This is a genomic window from Piscinibacter sp. PDB1-1 (assembly GCF_056675995.1).
Genome location: NZ_JBWVZJ010000003.1, coordinates 143,615 through 162,212, shown reverse-complemented (window position 1 = coordinate 162,212; position 18,598 = coordinate 143,615). Strand labels below are relative to the sequence as shown.

The window sequence follows — 18,598 nt, the reverse complement described above, 5'->3', positions numbered from 1 at the left end:
TCGCCTATCCGCGCGGTGCGGATGCAGGAGCTGGAGACAGATTGAATGGGCGCAACCACGCGTCGACTGAGGGTATGGCTGCGCGTTGTCGCAATGACGGGTTGCGTTGCAGCTTTGGCGGCATGCAACAACAGCCCCTACCCGGCGGGTGAAGAGTCGAAGAACACGCTCTTCAATTCATTCGACGAGCGGTCTCCGCGCTACCTCGATCCCACGGCGTCGTACAGCAATCCGGAAACTCCGTACACCTACTCGATTTACGAGCCGCTGTACTCCTACCACTACCTGAAGCGGCCTTACCAGTTGATCCCCAAGGCGGCACAGGAAGTCGTGCAGCCGTATTACCTCGACAGCGCAGGCGAGCGTTTGCCGCAGGATGCTCCCGTCGATCGGATCGCTGAAAGCGTCTACGACATCCGCATCAAACCGGGGATCCTGTACGCGCCGCATCCGGCCTTTGCCAAGGACGCACAGGGCAACTACCGCTACCACCAACTGACCCGAGAACAACTCGGCGACAAGCGTTCTCCGTTCGAGTTCGAGTACTCCGGAACGCGCGAACTGGTGGCCGATGACTATGTGTACGCCTTCAAGCGCCACGCTACGCCGCGCATCGAGACGCCCGCATTCGCCACCTTCTCCGAGTACGTTATCGGCTTGAAGGAGTACGGCAAGCTGATTCGCGCTGAAGACGCCAAGCTGCGCGCCGGCCTACCGGAATCGGCACCGGACAAGCCGTTTCTGGATTTCCGCAAATGGCCCCTGGAAGGCGTGAGCACGGTCGACAAGTACACGCTGCGCATCCGCCTGAAGGGAAAGTATCCGCAGTGGAAATACTGGCTGGCGATGACCTTTACCTCGCCAGTTCCGTGGGAGGCCGACGCGTTCTATGCGCGCCCCGGCATGGCAGGCAACAGCTTGTCGATGAACCAGTGGCCGATCGGTACCGGCCCGTTCATGATGACCGAGTACGTGCAGGATCGCCGTCACGTCATGAAGCGAAACCCCAACTACCGGGGCGAACCGTACCCCTGCGAGGGCATGCCGGGAGACAAAGAGCTGGGATTGCTCGACGACTGCGGAAAGATGATGCCGTTCGTCGACACCATTGTTTCCACGATCGAGAAGGAGAAGGTGCCGCGCAAGGAGAAGTTCAAGCAGGGCTACCTCGATGTGCCGGAGATCGAACGCCCGGAATGGGGAATCGACTTTCGCGTCGACATGGAGGACTCCGACGAGGTCAAGCGCGCCTACGAGGAGCGCGGCTTCAACTTCCCTGTGACGACGGACATCAACAACTGGTACCTGGGCTTCAACTGGCTCGACCCCGTGGTGGGCAAGGGTGGAACACCCGAGCAGCAGATCAAGAACCGCAAGCTGCGCCAGGCTCTTTCCATCGCCATCGACTGGGAGGAGGGCTACGGGCGCATTTTCCGAAGCAAGGGTGGCGTCGCGGCCGAAAGCGTGATGCCGCCGGGCGTTTTTGGATCGAGGCACGGCACGCTGGCCGGCATGAACCCGATCACGCACAAGGTCGTCGATGGGCAGATCGTTCGGCGCCCCATCGAAGACGCCAAGAAGCTGATCGCCGAGGCCGGTTACCCCGAGGGGCGCGACGCCGTCACGGGCCGCCCCCTGGTGCTCAACTACGACTACCAGCGCACGCCAACGCCCGAGATCAAAGCCGAACTCGATTGGATGGTGCGTCAATTCGCCAAGCTCGGTGTGCAGTTGGAGATACGCGCGACCGACTACAACCAGTTTCAGGACAAGGTACTCAAGGGCAAGCAGCAAATCTTCTGGTGGGGCTGGCTCGCCGACTATCCCGACCCTGAGAATTTCCTCTTCCTGCTCTACGGCCCCAACAGCAAGGCCAAGCACGAGGGCGAGAACACCGCCAATTACGAGAACGCCGAGTACGACGGCCTCTACCGCCAGATGCAGACGATGGACGACGGCCCCGAGCGCCAGAAGCTGATCGACCGCATGGTTGCCATCTCGCAGGAAGACGCCGTCTGGGCCTGGGGCTACTTCCCCTACGTGGGCGTGGCATTCCAGTCGTGGGTGCACAACGGCAAGCCGAGCATCGTGGTGCGTGACCAGGCTAAGTACTACCGTGTCGACCCGAAGCTTCGCGCCCAGCGGCAGGCGCAATGGAACGCACCCATCTGGTGGCCTGTGCTGGCTGCATTGCCGCTGCTGCTTCTACTCGCGTGGGTGGCGCGCCGGGGATACAGGGCACGCGAGCAACGCACGGCCAAGCCGGTCTTGGCGCCTGACCTGAAAACCGGTGCGACACACGCATGATCAGCTACCTTCTTCGCCGCCTGGGCTATGCCCTGCTGATCCTGATCGGCGTCAATCTCTTTACCTTCTTCCTCTTCTTCACGGTCAACACGCCGGACGACATGGCACGCCTGAACATCGGCGGCAAGCGCGTCACGCAAGAACAGATCACGAAGTGGAAGGCTGAACGTGGCTACGACAAGCCGCTGTACTGGAACGACAAGCAGCAGGGCTCGTCCAAGCTCACCGATACCATCGTCTGGGAGCGGTCAGTCTCGCTGATGGCGCTGAATTTCGGCCGCTCAGACTCACGAAGCGCGGTGGACATCGGCCACGAGATCAAGGTGCGCATGGGGGTGAGCCTGCAACTGGCGGTGCCGGTCTTCATTTTGCAGATCATCGTGAGCACGGCCTTCGCGTTGCTGCTCGTGTTCTTCCGGCATACACGCATCGATTTCTGGGGTGTCGTGCTGTGCGTGCTGATGCTCTCCATTTCAAGCCTTTTCTACATCATCGTCGGGCAGTACTTCTTTGCGCGGGTACTCAAGCTCGTCCCCATCTCGGGCTACGCCGGGGGGCTCGATGCGGTGAAGTTCCTGCTGCTGCCGGTGGTGCTCTCGTTGCTCGCGCGCCTGGGCACCGAGGCTCGTCTATACCGCGCCATGCTGCTCGAGGAGATCGGCAAGGACTACGTTCGCACCGCGCGCGCCAAGGGCGTGGCTGAACACCTCGTCCTGATCCGCCACGTGCTGCGCAACGCGCTGATTCCGATCGTCACCAGCGCCGGCGCCTACCTGCCTTACGTTTTCCTGGGCAGTCTTGTGTTCGAAAGCTTCTTCGGCATTCCAGGTCTTGGCACGTTCGTCATCGAAGCCATCACGGGGCAAGACTTCGCGATCGTGAGATCGATGGTCTTCCTCGGCGCAGTGCTCTACATCGCGAGCAACCTGCTCATCGACATCATCTACACCTGGGTCGATCCCCGGGTCCGTCTCGCCTGAGAGATCCGACACATGGGCTTCAAGTTCGTTTTTCTCTGGACCGACATCGCGCTGTACGCGATCTTCGTGGCCATCCTGTTCTACGTGTGGCGCGTGGTTCGCCAACCCAACCTGCAGGCCACCTGGAAGAAGGTGATGCACGATCCGGCGGCACTGAGCGCGGGCGTAGTCCTGGCGATCTTCAGTCTCATCACCGCGCTCGACAGCGTGCACTTCAGGCGCGTGCTGGAGTCGACGGTGAACAACGGCGCCGTCTACTACGACACTCGAACCATCTCGCTGCTCGATCTGGTGATGTCGCGCCAGGTTGAGATGCGAGAGGTCACCTATTCGCGCCCGCTCGGCTACGTCGGGATCACCAAGGAATCAGTGAGCGTCAACGGCACCACGACACGCGAATTCCCGCGCCTCAAGTTTGGCGGCGCGCATCTGAAGGAACCTGAAACTGAATGGGCCGGCGATGTGACGCGGCGTGCGGCCTCGGGACTCGTGGGCGGGTTCGCCTTGTTCGGCGTGCTGCTGGTCGGCGCGGCTCTGGTGCTGCGCCCTTCGCACGGCAGCTTTTGCGGAGCGCTGCGCGACATCGCCTCCGATCGCACCCACTATCCGTTGCGCGCTACATCGGCCACCTTGTTCGTGCTGTGTCTGGTCGGCGGTGTGATTGGTGCCTTGATGAATCACTACCACGTGTTTGGCACCGACCGCACCGGCAACGACGTGCTCTACCTGTCGCTCAAGAGCATTCGAACGGCCTTCGTGATCGGCGCGTTGTCGACGCTCGCCACACTGCCGTTCGCAGTGGTCCTGGGCATCCTGGCCGGCTACTTCAAGGGCTGGGTTGACGACGTGATCCAGTACATCTACACCACGCTCACCGCGGTGCCCAACGTCCTGTTGATTGCTGCCTGCGTGTTGATGGTGCAGGTGTTCCTCGACAAGCACCCCGAGCTGTTCGAAACTGGGGCTGAGCGATCAGACCTCAAGGTGCTGCTGCTGTGCGCGGTGCTGGGCCTGACTGGTTGGGCCACCCTGTGCCGACTGGTGCGCGCCGAGACCCTCAAGCTTCGTGAGCTGGACTACGTGCAGGCTGCCACCGCCTTCGGCGTGAGCCACTCGCGCATCATGGCGCGGCACATCTTCCCCAACGTCATGCACCTGGTGTTGATCACAGCGGTGTTGAGCTTTTCGGACCTCATCCTGTACGAAGCCGTGCTGACCTATGTGGGCGTGGGCGTGGATCCAGCGACCAGCAGCTTTGGCGGGATGATCAATCTGGCACGCAGCGAGATGAGCCGCGACCCCACGGTGTGGTGGCAATTCGCGGCGGCCTTTGCCTTCATGGTGACGTTGGTGCTGGCGGCCAACCTCTTCGCCGATGGAGTACGCGATGCTTTCGACCCGCGAGCGCGCAACTTCCGTCCCCGCCTGATCAAGGCACCTGCGGCCCACCCGGGCGCCGCGTCTTGAGTCGCCACGAGGAAGCCATGCTGTCAATTGACGATCTCAAGGTGGCGCTCGATTCGGACTCGGGCCTGATCAAGGCCATCGACGGGCTGAAACTATCTATCGCGCGCGGGGAGACCTTTGCTCTCGTGGGCGAATCGGGGTGCGGTAAGAGCATGACGGCGCTTGCGCTGATGCGCTTGCTGCCGGAGAACGGCCGCATCACGCAGGGCAGCTACCTGCTCGAAGGTGAGGATGTGTTGGCGTTGCCCGAGTCGGGCATGCGTGGATTGCGGGGGGGGCGAATCTCGATGGTGTTTCAGGAGCCATCGACCAGCCTGAACCCAGTCATGCGCGTTGGCGACCAGATCGTCGAGGCAATCGAGGCGCATACCGATCTAAGAGGTGCGGCCGCACGCGCCAAGGCGATCGAGTGGCTTGGGAGGGTCGGGATCCCCGAGCCGGAACGCCGAATCGACGAGTACCCATTCCGCCTCAGCGGTGGACAGAAGCAGCGCGTGATGATCGCCATCGCGCTCGCTGCGGAGCCCGACTTTCTCGTGGCCGACGAACCGACCACCGCGCTGGACGTGACGATCCAGAAGCAGATCCTCGACCTGCTCAAGCACCTGCAGAAAGAGCAGGGCATGGGCCTGCTGCTGATCACGCATGACTTGGCCGTGGTGTCGGGCATGGCCGACCGCGTGGCATTGATGTACGCCGGCCAGATCATCGAGGTGGCGACCGCGGATGAATTCTTCCGTGCACCGCAGCACCCATATGCGCGCCTTCTGCTGAACGCATTGCCCGATTCGAGCAAGCGAGGCGGCACGCTCGCTGCCATCGCGGGCACGGTGCCGCCGCTGTGGCAAGACTTCGCCGGTTGCCGCTTCGCCCCGCGCTGCGACCGCGTGATGCCCGAGTGCCATGCCACCCAGCCCGAACTGATCCACACCGCCAGCGAACACGTTGTGCGCTGCCTGCTCTACCGCGACGGGGCCACGCCAGCGGGAATCAGCGTGCCCGAGGCGGCTGCGGAGGCCCCAAAGCCGCCGCTGATCGGCGACACCTTGCTCGACGTGCAGAACCTGTCGGTGCGATTCCCGATCCGTAAAGGTGTCTTGCAGCGCACGCACACGTACTTCAACGCGGTCAACGACGTCTCGTTCACCATCGCTGCGGGCGAGACATTGGCGCTGGTGGGGGAGTCGGGTTGCGGCAAGACCACGACCGGCAAGGCCATCGTGCAGTTGCTTCGCCAGCAGGCGGTGATCGAAGGCAAGGCGATGTTTCGCGGCCAGGATCTGTTCACCCTGCAAGGCGATGCCCTGCGCAACGCCCGCAGCGCCATTCAGATCATCTTCCAGGACCCGTTCGCGTCCTTGAACCCGCGCATGCGGGTGTTTGACCTGCTGGAGGAGGGCCTGCTGGCCCTGCGCCCTGAGATGCATGCCCAGCAGCGGCGCACCGAGCTCGAGATGCTCGTCGATCGCGTAGGTTTGCGCCGCGATGCTCTGCAGCGCTACCCGCACGAGTTCTCGGGTGGACAGCGCCAACGCATTGCCATTGCACGCGCTCTGGCCCTCAAGCCAAGCCTCATCGTCTGTGACGAACCCACCTCAGCGCTGGACGTGTCGGTGCAGGCCCAGATCCTCAACTTGCTGCTCGAGTTGCAACGCGAATTGGGCATGTCCTACCTTTTCATCACCCACAACATCGGCGTCGTGGAGTACATCGCCGATCGCGTGGTGGTGATGCAGCGGGGCCGCGTCGAGGAGGAGGGGCCCTGTGGTGATGTGTTGAATCGCCCGCAGTCGGCTTACACCCGCACGTTGCTCGCGGCCGTTCCGAGAATCGAGACGCCGACAGCGGCGCTGTGATCGCCCGAGCCGCCGCTGCGAGAAGCGGTGGCCGACGCGGTGATCAAGAGACAGAACGATGTCCTTCGCTTGCCCGAGTGGATTACTCGGGAGCGCGCCTCGTCCGAGCACGCCGTATTGCTGGAATGTTGCCGCCAGCCAACGCGCGATGGCACGAAATCCGAGAGTGATTCCCCTAGATCCAGCGGGCGCGCACCCGCGCATTCCCGGGTGTTTTGCACATCCACCGTGGGCAAACGAGGTGTACTGAGCCTGCTGGCGCGAATTCTGCAAGGGGACCTGCTGGCGCTGGACACGAGTGGTGTGTCTGACAGGGAAATACCCTCGACGTGCACCATGTCGGTTCAGTGACAATCTTTTTACACGTCCTCATGGATCGGGCGCGATCGGTTCAAAAAGCCGATACGCGCCAGGCAGTGAGAGTGGGTTTTATCAATCAACCTTTCAGTGTTTCAGGAGATCAAATGTTTAGAAAGACGAAGGTCTGTCGCGGCTTGATGCTCGCGTTCGGAGGAAGTCTTGCGATCGCTTCGCTGCCTGGCCACGCCCAGCAGCAAATGGACCGCGTTGAGATCACGGGATCGGCGATCAAGCGGATCGATGCTGAAACATCGGTCCCCGTGACCGTGATCAAGGGCGACGACCTGCGCAAGCAGGGCGTGACGTCGGTCGAGCAGATCATGGCTTCCATCGCTGCCGTGCAGACGAGCACTGGCACCAGCCAATCGGTCGGTGCGGGCACCGGCGGCGCATCGTTTGCCGACTTGCGCGGTATCGGCGCCAACAAGACGCTGATCCTGTTGAACGGTCGTCGGATCGCGAACAACGCGCTCGACAGCTCGGCTCCCGACTTGAACATGATCCCGATGGCTGCACTCGACCGCGTCGAAGTGCTGCGTGATGGCGCATCCGCGCTTTACGGTACCGACGCCATCGGCGGTGTGATCAACTTCATCACCAAGAAGGACTTCACGGGCGTTTCGCTGAGCGCAGGCTACAAGAAGCCCGAAGATGAAGGCGGCGAAACCAAGAACTTCAACATCGGTGCAGGCTTTGGTGACCTGAACACGCAAGGCTTCAATGTCTTCGGCTTCTTCGACTACGAGAAGCAGAACGAGATCACCGGGACCCAGCGACCCTGGAACACGCGTGAACCTGGTGGCCTGTCGCCGACGACATTCCCGGCCAACTACTTCCAGGCCGGCAACAGCTACAACCCCACAGCACCTGGTTGCAACTCGCCCAACCTGATTCCTGATGCCACGAACACGGGCTGCCAGATCACCACGGCATCCTTCGTGAACTACATCCCTGAGTCGGAGCGCTATTCGGGCATGCTGAAGGGCATGCTCAAAGTGAGCGATGCGCTGACCTTGGGCCTGGAGTACTTCGGCAGCCACAGCGAAGTCATCAGCAAGATCGCACCGGTGCCGTATGGCGGTCTTCGCATGAATCCGACCCGTCCGGATGGCACGCCCAATCCTTACTTCCCGACGATTGGCGTCGACCCGAACTATGGTGGCCCGAACAATGCAGCCGGTGTTCCCACCCTTCCGGCAGGTATGCAAACGGGCTATGTGAATGTTCGCTGGCGCGACATGGTCCATGGCCAACGCACGAACATCGATACGAACGACCAGAAGCGCCTCGTCTTCTCGGCCGAAGGTACGCTCGGCAGCTGGGACTACCGTGCGGCCTACATGTTCAACGAGAACAAGTACGAGAACGGTCTTGCGGGCTATAGCGATGGCCCGACGATCACCGCCGGCGTTCGCGATGGCGTGATCAACCCGTTCGGACCGCAGGACGCAGCCGGCACCGCGCTCCTCGCAGGTGCTGGCCTCGACGGCATCCTGCAGACGGCGAAGGGTACCGTCCATACGGTTGACGGCGTGGCGAGCACCGAACTCGGTGACTGGTTTGGTGCCGGCCGCCCCGCGGCGCTGGCCATTGGCGCTGAGTTCCGGAAAGAGAAGTTCACGAACGCCGGTAATGTCGACTTCGCCACCAAGGTGATTGCCAGCACGGGCTTCGACCCGAACACCTTGAATGAAGGTTCACGTGACGTCTACGCTACGTTCGGTGAAATCAACATCCCGCTGCTCAAGACGCTCGAGATCACTGGCGCTCTGCGCTACGACAACTACAGCGATTTCGGCGACACGATCAATCCGAAGGTCTCGTTCCGCTACCAGCCGATCGATCAGGTGCTGTTCCGCGGTTCGTACTCGACGGGTTTCCGTGCACCCTCGCTGTATGAGCTCTACGCAGCGCAGACGTACACCAACACCGGTCAGTTCAACGACCCGATCAACTGCCCGGGCGGTGTGCCCATCGCTGGCAAGTCGGCGGCCCAGAACTGCAATGTGCAGTTCCAGCAGCTGCTCGGCGGCAACACCAACCTGAAGCCTGAGAAGGCCAAGAACGCCACGTTGGGTATCGTTTTCGAGCCCGTCAAGGATTCGAGCATTGCGCTTGACTTCTGGTGGATCAAGATCCGCCAGCAGATCGGCAACATCGCCGATGGCACGGTGCTGGCTGATCCGGTCGCGTACGGGAACCTGTACTTCCGCAACCCGAGTGGTGACCTGTCTACCGACGGTTCGTCCTGCCCGGATCCCACCACCTGCGGCTACATCGACACCCGCACGTCGAACCTCGGTGGCCTGAACACCAACGGCTTCGACCTGTCCGCGAGCTACCGCTACAACGCCGGTGATGTCGGCATGTTCGGCTTCTGGTTCAACGGCACGTATGTGACGGAGTACGAGTTCCAGGAAGCAGGCGAGTCGAGCCCCTGGCAGCAGAACGTGGGTCGCTGGGCCGGTATTGCCCCGATCTTCCGCCTGCAGCACAACATCGGTGTGAACTGGAACCTCGGCGCGTTCGGCGTGGGCGTTGTGGCTCACTACAAGTCGCATTACGTCGACCAGGATCCGTCGAACACCGTGAGCGCGTACAACACGTACGACCTGAACACGTCGTGGACTCCGACCAAGGGCTTGCTGCTGACGTTCGGCGTGCTCAACGTGACGAACCAGGACCCGCCGTTCTCCAACCAGGTGCAAGTGTTCCAAGCTGGCTACGATCCGCGTTTCTCGGATCCGACCGGCCGCACTTACTACCTGCGCGGTACGTACAACTTCAGCCTGTTCTGATCGGCTGGTTTCCAGCATGACGCAGCGAGAAGGCCGCAAGGCCTTCTCGCTGCTTTCTTGACGGATTCGAAGTGCTTTCCGAGGCCGCGCGTCAACCCGCTGCGCTCTCGCGTTAACGCCTTCAAGGCTACGGCTTTCCCCGCGCAATACCTTCGCGCGATTGGATAATCAACGACCCGGCCAAACGCTGTCCAGCTGCCACGAGCGGCAGGTCTGCGTGCTACCGTCAGCCATCGATTTGTGACTGGAGATCCCAGGGTATGGATTTTTCAAAACAACAAAGAGACCCACGACGCCATCTCTCAGGCATCGTGTTCGTCGTGCTCTTTCACGCATTGCTTGTCTATGGGCTCATGTCGGGCCTGGCTCGCAAGGTGGTGGAAGTAGTGCGCGCCCCCATCGAGACCAAGGTGATCGAGGAGACCGTCAAGCCTCCGCCGCCGCCTGAAGTGGTCGTGCCGCCGCCTCCCAAGCTAGAGGCACCGCCGCCGCCTTACATCCCGCCGCCCGAAGTGGTGGTGGCTGCGCCGCCACCGGTAGCGCCCACCATCACGGCCGTCCCGACGCCCCCCCCTGCGCCGACGACCATGACGCCGGTGGCTCCGCCGGCTGCTGCACCTGCCCCCGCCGCGCCCGCCGTGGTGTCGGCCTCGGTTGTGTGCTCCAACTACGCCACCAAGATGGGTGAAGCCGGCTATCCGCGTGATGCCGTTCGCCTGGGGCTGGAGCGTGGTGAAGCGGTCGTTCAATTCACGCTCACCACCTCGGGCGAGATCAAGGACATCAAGACCATCCGCTCCACGCACACCGTCTTTGCGCGCAACAGCATGCGCATCGTCAGCGAGTACAAGTGTCAAGGGCAAGCCCAGGATGTGGTCGTGCAGGTGCCCTTTGGCTACAAGCTTGAGTAATCTTTGAGCCGACCAGCTCTACGTAGAGGCATTCCAACAGGGTGGCCTCGCTTCTATCCTTCTTCCTACAAGTAGATCGGAACAACCATGTCAATCATCAAGAACATCAACTCGTTTGCCGCCGGACTGGTGGTGATGGCATCGCTGGCATTCACCGCTGCGCATGCGCAGGCTCCGGCGTCCGCCCCCGAGGCGCCCGTTGCCGCGACCACCGAAGCGGCACCGGCACCGGCCGTTGCTGCAGCTCCCGCTGCAACCGTCAGCAAAGAAGCGGTGGAGAACCCCTATGACCTGAAGCACCTGTGGGCGCAGGGCGACGTGGTTGCGCGTGGCACGCTGATCATCCTGGTCATCATGAGCGCGGCGAGCTGGTACATCCTGGTCACAAAGCTCTACGAGAGCGTCAAGTTGAGCGGCGAAGCCAAGCAGGCGCGTGCGTCGTTCTTCAAGTCGGCCAGCCTTTCCGATGGCATCAAGACACTCAAGGCCGGCAGTGCGTTCCACTTCATCGCAGAAAGCGGCGTGGAGGCGGGCAAGGACCACGCGGGTGAACTCACCGCCAACATCGACCGCAACACCTGGATCGGCATGAGCGTGCAGCGCGCGATCGACAACGTGCAAAGCCGCTTGCAAGATGGTTTGGCCGTGCTTGCGACCGTCGGGTCCACGGCTCCCTTCGTGGGCCTCTTTGGCACGGTGTGGGGCATCTTGAACGCGCTGACGGCTATCGGCATCGCCGGCCAGGCCTCGATCGACAAAGTGGCGGGCCCCGTGGGCGAGTCGCTGATCATGACCGCCATCGGCCTGGCCGTGGCTGTGCCGGCCGTGCTCGGCTACAACTGGCTGGTTCGCCGCAACAAGGTGGCCATGGAGTCCGTGCGCAGCTTTGGCGCCGACCTGCACGGCGTGCTGCTGGGCAGCCGCTCTGCGGCACGCTGATTGCTGCCCCGACACACTAGGAGCAATCCATGGCCATGAATGTCGGAGCCGCAGACGGCGACGATGATGACGTGGTGGCATCGATCAACACCACGCCGCTCGTCGACGTGATGCTGGTGCTGCTGATCATCTTCCTGATCACCGTGCCGGTCGTGGTCCAGAACGCTGCGGTTTCCTTGCCCAAGGAAACCAACATCGTTCGGCAGACCAAGCCTGAGAACATCGAGATCTCCGTCACGAAAGACGGCGACGTGTTCTGGAACGCCATGCCGGTGGCAGACAACAACGCGCTGGTCGACCGGCTGAAGAAGGTGGCGGTTCTCGTGCCGCAGCCCGAGATCCACATCCGTGGCGACGAGAAGTCGCGCTACGAGTCCGTGGGCCGCGTGGTCTTCGCATGCCAGCGCGCTGGCATCCAGAAGATCAGTTTCGTGACCGAACCGCCGCCGCGCGGCTGACGAAGGAGCCCACATGGGAATGAATGTAGGCTCCGGAAGCAGCAGTGGCGATCCGGATGTGATGGTCGAGATGAACACCACGCCACTGATCGACGTGATGCTGGTGTTGCTGATCATGCTGATCATCACGATCCCGATCCAGTTGCACTCGGTCAATCTCAACATGCCGAGCGGAAATCCGCCGCCACCGACCGCACCGCCTGTGGTGGTGACGATCGACGTCGATTTCGACGGCACCGTGTTCTGGAACGGTGAAACCGTGCCTGATCACGCTGCACTCGAATCGCGCCTGGCGGCCACGGCGGCCTTGCCCGATCAGCCCGAGGTGCATCTGCGCCCGAACAAGCTGGTCGAATACAAATCGGTCGCCTCGGTGATGGCCAGCGCGCAGCGCCTGGGCGTGACCAAGCTGGGCATTGTTGGCAACGAGCAATTCATCAAGTGACGCACAGGCAATCCATGAAGAGACACGCACTCAACCTGGCCGTGGCGGCCTCTGTGCTGCTCGCCACAGGGGGGCTGGGCGCCCAGGAGGCGCTGCGCCCCGACGTGGGCAGGCCACTCCAGGCCGCCCAGGAGCTGATCAAGTCTCAGAAGTACAAGGAGGCGCTCGCCAAGGTTCGAGAGGCGGATGCCGTAGGCAACAAGACCGCGAACGAAACCTACATGGTCGAGCGCATGCGCATCGCCGCGGCGTCGGGCGCGGGCGACGTGGACACAGCAGCCAAGTCGTTCGAGTCCCTGAAGGCCACCGGGAAGCTCCCGGCGGCAGAGCAACTGCGCATGATGGAGTCGCTGTCCGGCTCCTACTATCGCGCCAAGGACTACGCCAAGTCGGCAACCTGGGGCAAGCGCTATCTGGCCGAGGGCGGCTCGAACGGCCAGATTCGTACGCTGGTCATCCAGTCGCAGTACCTGGGTGGTGACTACGCAGGCGCTACCAAGGAATTGGTGACCGAAGTGCACGGTGACGATCGGGCAGGGCGGGCGACCCCGGAAGACCGGCTGATGCTGCTGCTGAACTCGGCGCAGCGCGCGAACGACAACAACGCCCATGTGCTCGCCATGGAGCGCCTGGTCATGTACTACCCGAAGAAGGAGTACTGGGCCGATCTGCTGACCCGGGTGCAGCGCAAGCCGAACTTCAGTGACCGCCTCACGCTCGACACCTATCGCCTGATGCTCGCGTCAGGCAGCATGCGCAGCGCCAATGACTACATGGAGATGGCGCAGTTGGCGGTCCAGGCGGGGCTGTCTGGCGAAGGCAAGCAAGTGGTCGACAAGGGGTTTGCCGCGGGTGTACTGGGTGCTGGCACCCCGGCCGAGGCGGACCGCCATCGTCGTTTGAAGGATCTCGTGGCCAAGCGGGCGGACGAAGAGAAGCAAGGCCTGGCCGCCAAGCAAGCCGAGGCGAGCGCCGCGAAGAGTGGCAACGATCTGGTCGATGTCGGTTTCAGCCAGGCGTTCCTTGGCGACCCGAAGAAGGGTGCCGCACTCATGGAACAGGGGATCGCCAAGGGTGGCCTCAAGCGTACCGACGACGCCAAGTTGCACCTCGGCATTGCACTGCTGAATGCCGGAGACGCTGCCAAAGCGCAGGCGGCGTTCAAGACGGTGGGCGGTGCCGACGGCACGGCCGATCTCGCGCGCTTGTGGAGCCTGCTGGCTCGTCGCAAGTGACGGCGGCACCCGCGGGTCGCTGAGCGCGACTCGCGGGCCGCTCCGATCTCTCTGGTGGTCGGCCAGCCTCGCTGCTAGCGAGGCGCCAGTCGGATCGCCCCATCCAACCGGATCACTTCGCCGTTGAGCATGTCGTTGGTAATGATCTGGTGCACGAGCTTGGCGTAGTCCTCGGGGGTTCCGAGGCGGCTCGGAAACGGCACGCCCGCAGCGAGCGAATCCTGCACCTCTTGAGGCATCGAGAACAGCATCGGCGTACCGAAGATGCCTGGGGCGATCGTCATGTTGCGAATGCCATTGCGAGCAAGATCGCGGGCAATCGGGAGTGTCATCCCGACCACACCCCCCTTTGACGCCGAATAGGCGGCCTGGCCGATCTGGCCGTCGTAGGCGGCCACGCTGGCTGTCGAGATGAGCACGCCACGCTCGCCAGTGGGCTCAGGCTCGTTGCGGCTCATGGCTTCGGCGGCGAGCCGGATCATGTTGAAGCTGCCGATCAGATTGACGGTGACGACCTTGCTGAAGAGCGCCAACGGGTGGGCGCCTTCCTTGCCGACGGTCTTGATTGCGGGTGCAATGCCTGCGCAGTTGACGAGCCCCATCAGCTTGCCCATGCCCGCGGCGGCAGACACGGCCGCCTGGCCATCGGCCTCCTGGCTCACGTCACACTTCACGAACTGGCCCCCCAGATCCTTGGCGATTGCCGTACCGCGGTCTTCCTGAAGGTCGGCGATCAGCACCTTGCCGCCGTTCGACGCGAGCATGCGCGCTGTTCCTTCACCCAGGCCCGACGCGCCGCCTGTGACGATGAAAACCTTGCCTGCGATGTCCATGGGCTGCTCCTGATGCGATGAGGGTTGCTGGACGATTCTGAATGAAAAAAGCCGCTCGAGGAGCGGCTTCGACCGGGCGCGGTTTGGGTGTCAGCGCAAGGCGTCCAGTGCGCGTGCGGTGATCTCGTCGAGCTGCCCGAGTCCGCTGATCTTGCGATATCGGGGAGCGTTGCTGTCGCCGCTGTTGGCCAGTTCGGTGTAGTAGCCCACCAGCGGCTCGGTCTCCGCGTGGTACTTCTCCAGGCGCGTGTTGACCTTCTCCAGCGTGTCGTCGGCACGTTGGTCCAGCGGCTCGCCGGTCACATCGTCCTTGCCTTCTTGCTTGGGTGGGTTGAACTTCACGTGGTAGACGCGGCCCGAACCCCCATGGACGCGGCGACCCGTGACGCGCTCGCGCACGACTTCGTCGGGTACGTCGATCTCGAGCACGTAGTCGAGCTTCACGCCGGCGGCCTTCATGGCGTCGGCTTGTGGGATGGTGCGGGGGAAACCGTCGAACAGGAAGCCGTTGGCGCAATCCGATTGCGCGATGCGCTCTTTCACCATCCCGATGATGATGTCGTCACCCACGAGGCCGCCCGAATCCATGACCTGCTTGGCGGCCAGACCCAATGGGGTGCCAGCCTTCACGGCGGCACGGAGCATGTCGCCGGTAGAGATCTGCGGGATGCCGAACTTCTGGCAGATGAATGCCGCTTGGGTGCCTTTGCCTGCGCCAGGCGCGCCCAGCAGGATCAGTCTCATTGTGTGTCCTCTACTTGTGATGTCATGCGTTGCGCGTGCAGAGTGGTCGCGGGCGCAGCTGCGGTCGAGAATATCATGCGTGCCCCCGCGGAAAACTTACGGGCCTAGGAGAGAAGCCGACGCACGCGCTCCAGGTCTTCCGCCGTGTCGACGCCCGGGCCGGGGCGTACCGGACTCACGTGCACGCTGATGCGCTCGCCATGCCACAAGACGCGAAGTTGCTCCAGCGACTCGATCGATTCCAGTGGGCAGGCGGGCAGGGCCGGAAAGCGGCGCAGGAAGCCGGCGCGGTAGCCGTAAAGCCCGATGTGGCGCAGCGGCGGGCTGGGCGGCAACTGCGTGATGCCTTGTGCGTGGCCATCGCGCCACCACGGAATTGGCGCCCGCGAGAAGTACAGGGCCCGGCCCGCACCGTCGAGCACCACTTTCACGACGTTCGGGTTGGTGAGCTCGGCCACGTCGTCGATGGCGTGCGCGGCCGTGCTCATGACGCAATCGGGCCGGCTCGCCAGCATCTCGGCGCAGGCGTCGATAAGTGCTGGGTCAATCAAAGGTTCGTCGCCCTGGACGTTGACGATGGCATCGTCGCCGTCAAGGCCGAGCAGCGCACAGGCTTCGGCGAGCCGATCGCTCCCGGTGGGGTGTTCCGGCTTGGTCAGAACACAGTCGACGCCGTGTGCCTGACACGCGCTGACGATCAGTTGATCATCTGCCGCGACCACGACGCGCGTCGCCTTGGATTGCGCCGCGCGGCGGGCAACCCGCACCACCATGGGTACACCACCGATCACGGCGAGGATCTTGCGCGGCAGGCGGGTCGATTGCAGACGCGCCGGTACCAGCACGGTGTAGCTCACGCCGCGGCCTCGGGTGCCGTGGACGGCGCGTCGAGCGAACGCGCTTCGGATTCGAGCATGATCGGGATGCCGTCGCGCACGGGGTAGGCCAGCCGATCCGCCTTGCACACCAGCTCTTGACTGGCCTGGATCGGCGGGCGCAGGTGCTCCAGCGGGCCTTTGCAAACAGGGCATACCAGCAGGTCGAGCAGTCGAGTGTCCATGGTCAGGTCCTTCAGGTTCTGGCTGGCAGGGGCAGGTACTGCAGCAGTTCGGCTGCAAACTCCGCGCTCAGTTCAAAGTCTAGCGTTGCCACCCAGACCCGCGTGTCACCCACGCGTTCGGGCCGAAGCTTCACGGCATCCTTCTCGGTGACGATCACGTCGGCGGTGCCGGCTGGCCAGGGAAGGGTTGCGTAATCGTGATGGTCGGGCAGGGGAAGCTCGTCGACGACCAGACCCTGCGCCCGCAACATCGCGAAGAAGCGCTCTGGCCGGGCCAATCCCGCTGCGGCGAGCGGGCGCAAGCCTTTCAGGCCAAGGCGATCCGCGGTTTGCGGCGCGTCGCCAGCCCACCAAGCCTGCAGACTCGCGTAGCCCGACAAGCGCCGCTGTGCCAGGTGGCCCGGTAGGGGTGTGCTGGCGGCGGTGGCGTTGTAGAGCACGACGCTTCGGGGCGGGAGCTTCGCGGGCATGGGTTCTCGAAGTGGCCCCGATGGCAACAACCAGCAATTTCCTGCACCCCGCTCGTCGAAGACGATGACTTGCGCGTCTCGTGCCAGGCGCAGGTGCTGCAGGCCATCGTCGCTCAGGAGGATGTCGACGCCAGGGTGTCTTGCAAGAAGTGCCTGGCCGGCGGCGATGCGATCGGCGCCCACGGCGACGGGCACCTGCGAGCGCAGGCGCAACAACAGCGGCTCATCGCCTGCATCCGTGGCCGGCATGCTCGGCTCGACCAAGGCGACCTCGGCGGAGTCTCGCCCGTAGCCCCGCGACACGATGCCAGGCCGGTAGCCTCGGTCTCGCAGCAGATTGACAAGCGCCAGGGTGGTTGGTGTCTTGCCTGCCCCGCCCGCGATCAGGTTGCCGACCACGAGCACGGGCACCGGCAGACGCTCGGCACGCGGCCACCCCCAGGAGTAGGCGCGTTTGCGCGCAGATGTGAGTGCGGCATAGAGGGCCGTCATGGGCAAGAGGCACCAGGCCAGCCACCCGCGACTCAGCCAGCTCTGCTGCAGTTTGGATTGAACGGACATGCCCCGACGCTCAAAGGCTCGGGCGCATGGCCGCGATGGGCGTCACTGGTCCCGGCCTTGGCCGGCTTGTGTCGCGAAGGTCAGCTTCGCCAACCCCGCGCGCCGTGCGGCGTCCATGACGGTGACGACCGACTGGTGAGCCGAGGTCGCGTCCGCCGAGATGATCACGACCGCATCCTTATTGCCCTCGGATGCAACCGCCAGCTCGGCGGCGAGCAGCTCGACGCTGCGCCCGTCGAGGGCCTTGCGATTGATGGCGTACCGGCCGTCGCCAGAGACGGCGACGATGATCTCGCGTGGGTTGTCGCGCGGCTTTTCTGCGTCGGCGACGGGCAGCACCACCTGCAGTTCGGTGAACTTGGAGTAGGTCGTCGAGAGCATCAGGAAGATGAGCACGACCAGGAGCACGTCGATGAACGCGATCAGGTTGATCTCGGGCTCTTCCGGGTGGTGCTTGCGAAAATTCATCGCCATGACGTTCTCCCGGCTCGCTGTCAGGCTGCCGCCTTCTTGACCGGAACGGCGAAGCGCATCAGGTGCGGCACCATGCGCTCAGAAGCCTGCTCCATCTCGAGCGTGTAAGCCTCGATCTTGCCGCGGAAGTAGCGGTAGAACATCAACGATGGGATCGCGATCATCAGGCCGAAGGCAGTGTTGTAAAGCGCGATGGAGATCCCGTGGGCCAACATGGCGGGGTTGCTGCCGCCCGTAGGGGCCTGCGAGCCGAAGATCTCGATCATGCCGACCACCGTGCCGAGCAGGCCCAGCAGAGGAGCCGCCGACGCGATGGTGCCCAGCGTGTTCATGTACCGCTCCATCTTGTGAACCGCGGCGCGGCCGGCCGACTCGAAGGCATTGCGCAGCACCGGTTCAGTAAGTCGCGGATCGGCGATCACGCTGCGCAATCCGCTGGCGAGCACGGTGCCAAGAATGGAGTTCTCGGCGAGTTTGTTCACCACGTCTGCTCCGGGCAGGTGGGCGCGCGTGACCGACACGACTTCATCGAGCAGTTTGGGTGGAGCGACTCGCGCAGCGCGCAGGCTGGAGAGGCGTTCGATGATGATCGTCAGGGCGACGACGGAGCACAGAAGTAGCGGCCAGATGGGCCAACCAGCGGCTTGTATGATCGAAAACAATCCGGTCCTCTTGAAGTTTTGACCCATTCGGGACGGGC

The 18,598-nt window shown here is 63.3% G+C and carries 17 protein-coding genes; 10 read left to right on the top strand and 7 right to left on the bottom strand.

Translation table 11 applies throughout. The features are described 5' to 3' along the window. Positions 1 to 45 precede the first annotated feature (45 nt). The 10 genes from AC1KAR_RS16715 (at position 46) to AC1KAR_RS16670 (ending at position 13,756) form a co-directional block, all read left to right on the top strand. Positions 46 to 2,307 carry an ABC transporter substrate-binding protein gene (locus tag AC1KAR_RS16715; protein ID WP_480319727.1) on the top strand — a complete coding sequence of 754 codons (2,262 nt, stop codon included), beginning with the start codon at positions 46 to 48 and terminating at the stop codon, positions 2,305 to 2,307. Beyond that, positions 2,304 to 3,287 carry an ABC transporter permease gene (locus tag AC1KAR_RS16710; protein ID WP_480319724.1) on the top strand — a complete coding sequence of 328 codons (984 nt, stop codon included), beginning with the start codon at positions 2,304 to 2,306 and terminating at the stop codon, positions 3,285 to 3,287. Before AC1KAR_RS16715 ends, AC1KAR_RS16710 begins: the two co-directional genes overlap by 4 nt. Before the next feature lie 12 nt (positions 3,288 to 3,299). Further along, a complete protein-coding gene (locus AC1KAR_RS16705; RefSeq protein ID WP_480319722.1) occupies positions 3,300 to 4,754 on the top strand; it encodes an ABC transporter permease in 1,455 nt (484 codons plus the stop codon). Positions 4,755 to 4,771: 17 nt separating this feature from the next. Next, complete coding sequence (locus tag AC1KAR_RS16700) at positions 4,772 to 6,610, top strand: ABC transporter ATP-binding protein (protein WP_480319720.1); 1,839 nt, start codon at positions 4,772 to 4,774, stop codon at positions 6,608 to 6,610. A gap of 329 nt (positions 6,611 to 6,939) precedes the next feature. Further along, positions 6,940 to 9,768 (top strand): TonB-dependent receptor, encoded by a 2,829-nt coding sequence (locus tag AC1KAR_RS16695; protein WP_480319718.1) that lies wholly within the window; start codon positions 6,940 to 6,942, stop codon positions 9,766 to 9,768. A gap of 260 nt (positions 9,769 to 10,028) precedes the next feature. After that, positions 10,029 to 10,679: an energy transducer TonB gene (locus AC1KAR_RS16690; RefSeq protein WP_480319715.1), complete on the top strand. Its 651-nt coding sequence runs from the start codon at positions 10,029 to 10,031 to the stop codon at positions 10,677 to 10,679. A gap of 87 nt (positions 10,680 to 10,766) precedes the next feature. Next, entirely contained in the window at positions 10,767 to 11,618 is an 852-nt protein-coding gene (locus AC1KAR_RS16685) for a MotA/TolQ/ExbB proton channel family protein (protein WP_480319713.1), read from the top strand. Positions 11,619 to 11,647: 29 nt separating this feature from the next. Beyond that, positions 11,648 to 12,076, top strand: coding sequence for an ExbD/TolR family protein (locus AC1KAR_RS16680; protein WP_480319711.1), 429 nt, complete (start codon positions 11,648 to 11,650; stop codon positions 12,074 to 12,076). A gap of 13 nt (positions 12,077 to 12,089) precedes the next feature. Beyond that, on the top strand, positions 12,090 to 12,521 hold the full coding sequence (locus AC1KAR_RS16675) for an ExbD/TolR family protein (protein ID WP_480319709.1): 432 nt from the start codon (positions 12,090 to 12,092) through the stop codon (positions 12,519 to 12,521). A 14-nt stretch (positions 12,522 to 12,535) separates the two neighbouring features. After that, complete coding sequence (locus AC1KAR_RS16670; protein ID WP_480319707.1) at positions 12,536 to 13,756, top strand: tetratricopeptide repeat protein; 1,221 nt, start codon at positions 12,536 to 12,538, stop codon at positions 13,754 to 13,756. Between the two features lie 74 nt (positions 13,757 to 13,830). Here the strand turns inward: AC1KAR_RS16670 and AC1KAR_RS16665 are convergent, their stop codons facing one another. From AC1KAR_RS16665 to AC1KAR_RS16635, 7 genes are all read right to left on the bottom strand, one after another. Then, on the bottom strand, positions 13,831 to 14,589 hold the full coding sequence (locus AC1KAR_RS16665) for a 3-hydroxyacyl-CoA dehydrogenase (RefSeq protein ID WP_480319705.1): 759 nt from the start codon (positions 14,587 to 14,589) through the stop codon (positions 13,831 to 13,833). Between the two features lie 90 nt (positions 14,590 to 14,679). Next, complete coding sequence (gene adk / locus AC1KAR_RS16660; protein ID WP_480319703.1) at positions 14,680 to 15,333, bottom strand: adenylate kinase; 654 nt, start codon at positions 15,331 to 15,333, stop codon at positions 14,680 to 14,682. 104 nt (positions 15,334 to 15,437) lie between these two features. Next, complete coding sequence (gene kdsB, locus AC1KAR_RS16655) at positions 15,438 to 16,190, bottom strand: 3-deoxy-manno-octulosonate cytidylyltransferase (protein WP_480319701.1); 753 nt, start codon at positions 16,188 to 16,190, stop codon at positions 15,438 to 15,440. Beyond that, the gene (locus AC1KAR_RS16650) at positions 16,187 to 16,393 is read right to left on the bottom strand and encodes a Trm112 family protein (RefSeq protein WP_480319699.1); all 207 of its coding nucleotides are present in this window, start codon (positions 16,391 to 16,393) and stop codon (positions 16,187 to 16,189) included. Before AC1KAR_RS16650 ends, kdsB begins: the two co-directional genes overlap by 4 nt. 11 nt (positions 16,394 to 16,404) lie before the next feature. Continuing rightward, positions 16,405 to 17,424: a tetraacyldisaccharide 4'-kinase gene (gene lpxK / locus AC1KAR_RS16645; RefSeq protein ID WP_480319697.1), complete on the bottom strand. Its 1,020-nt coding sequence runs from the start codon at positions 17,422 to 17,424 to the stop codon at positions 16,405 to 16,407. A gap of 42 nt (positions 17,425 to 17,466) precedes the next feature. Continuing rightward, positions 17,467 to 17,892: an ExbD/TolR family protein gene (locus AC1KAR_RS16640; RefSeq protein ID WP_480320761.1), complete on the bottom strand. Its 426-nt coding sequence runs from the start codon at positions 17,890 to 17,892 to the stop codon at positions 17,467 to 17,469. 26 nt (positions 17,893 to 17,918) lie between these two features. After that, positions 17,919 to 18,560, bottom strand: a complete 642-nt coding sequence (locus tag AC1KAR_RS16635; protein WP_480319695.1) for a MotA/TolQ/ExbB proton channel family protein — start codon at positions 18,558 to 18,560, stop codon at positions 17,919 to 17,921. Positions 18,561 to 18,598 lie beyond the last annotated feature (38 nt).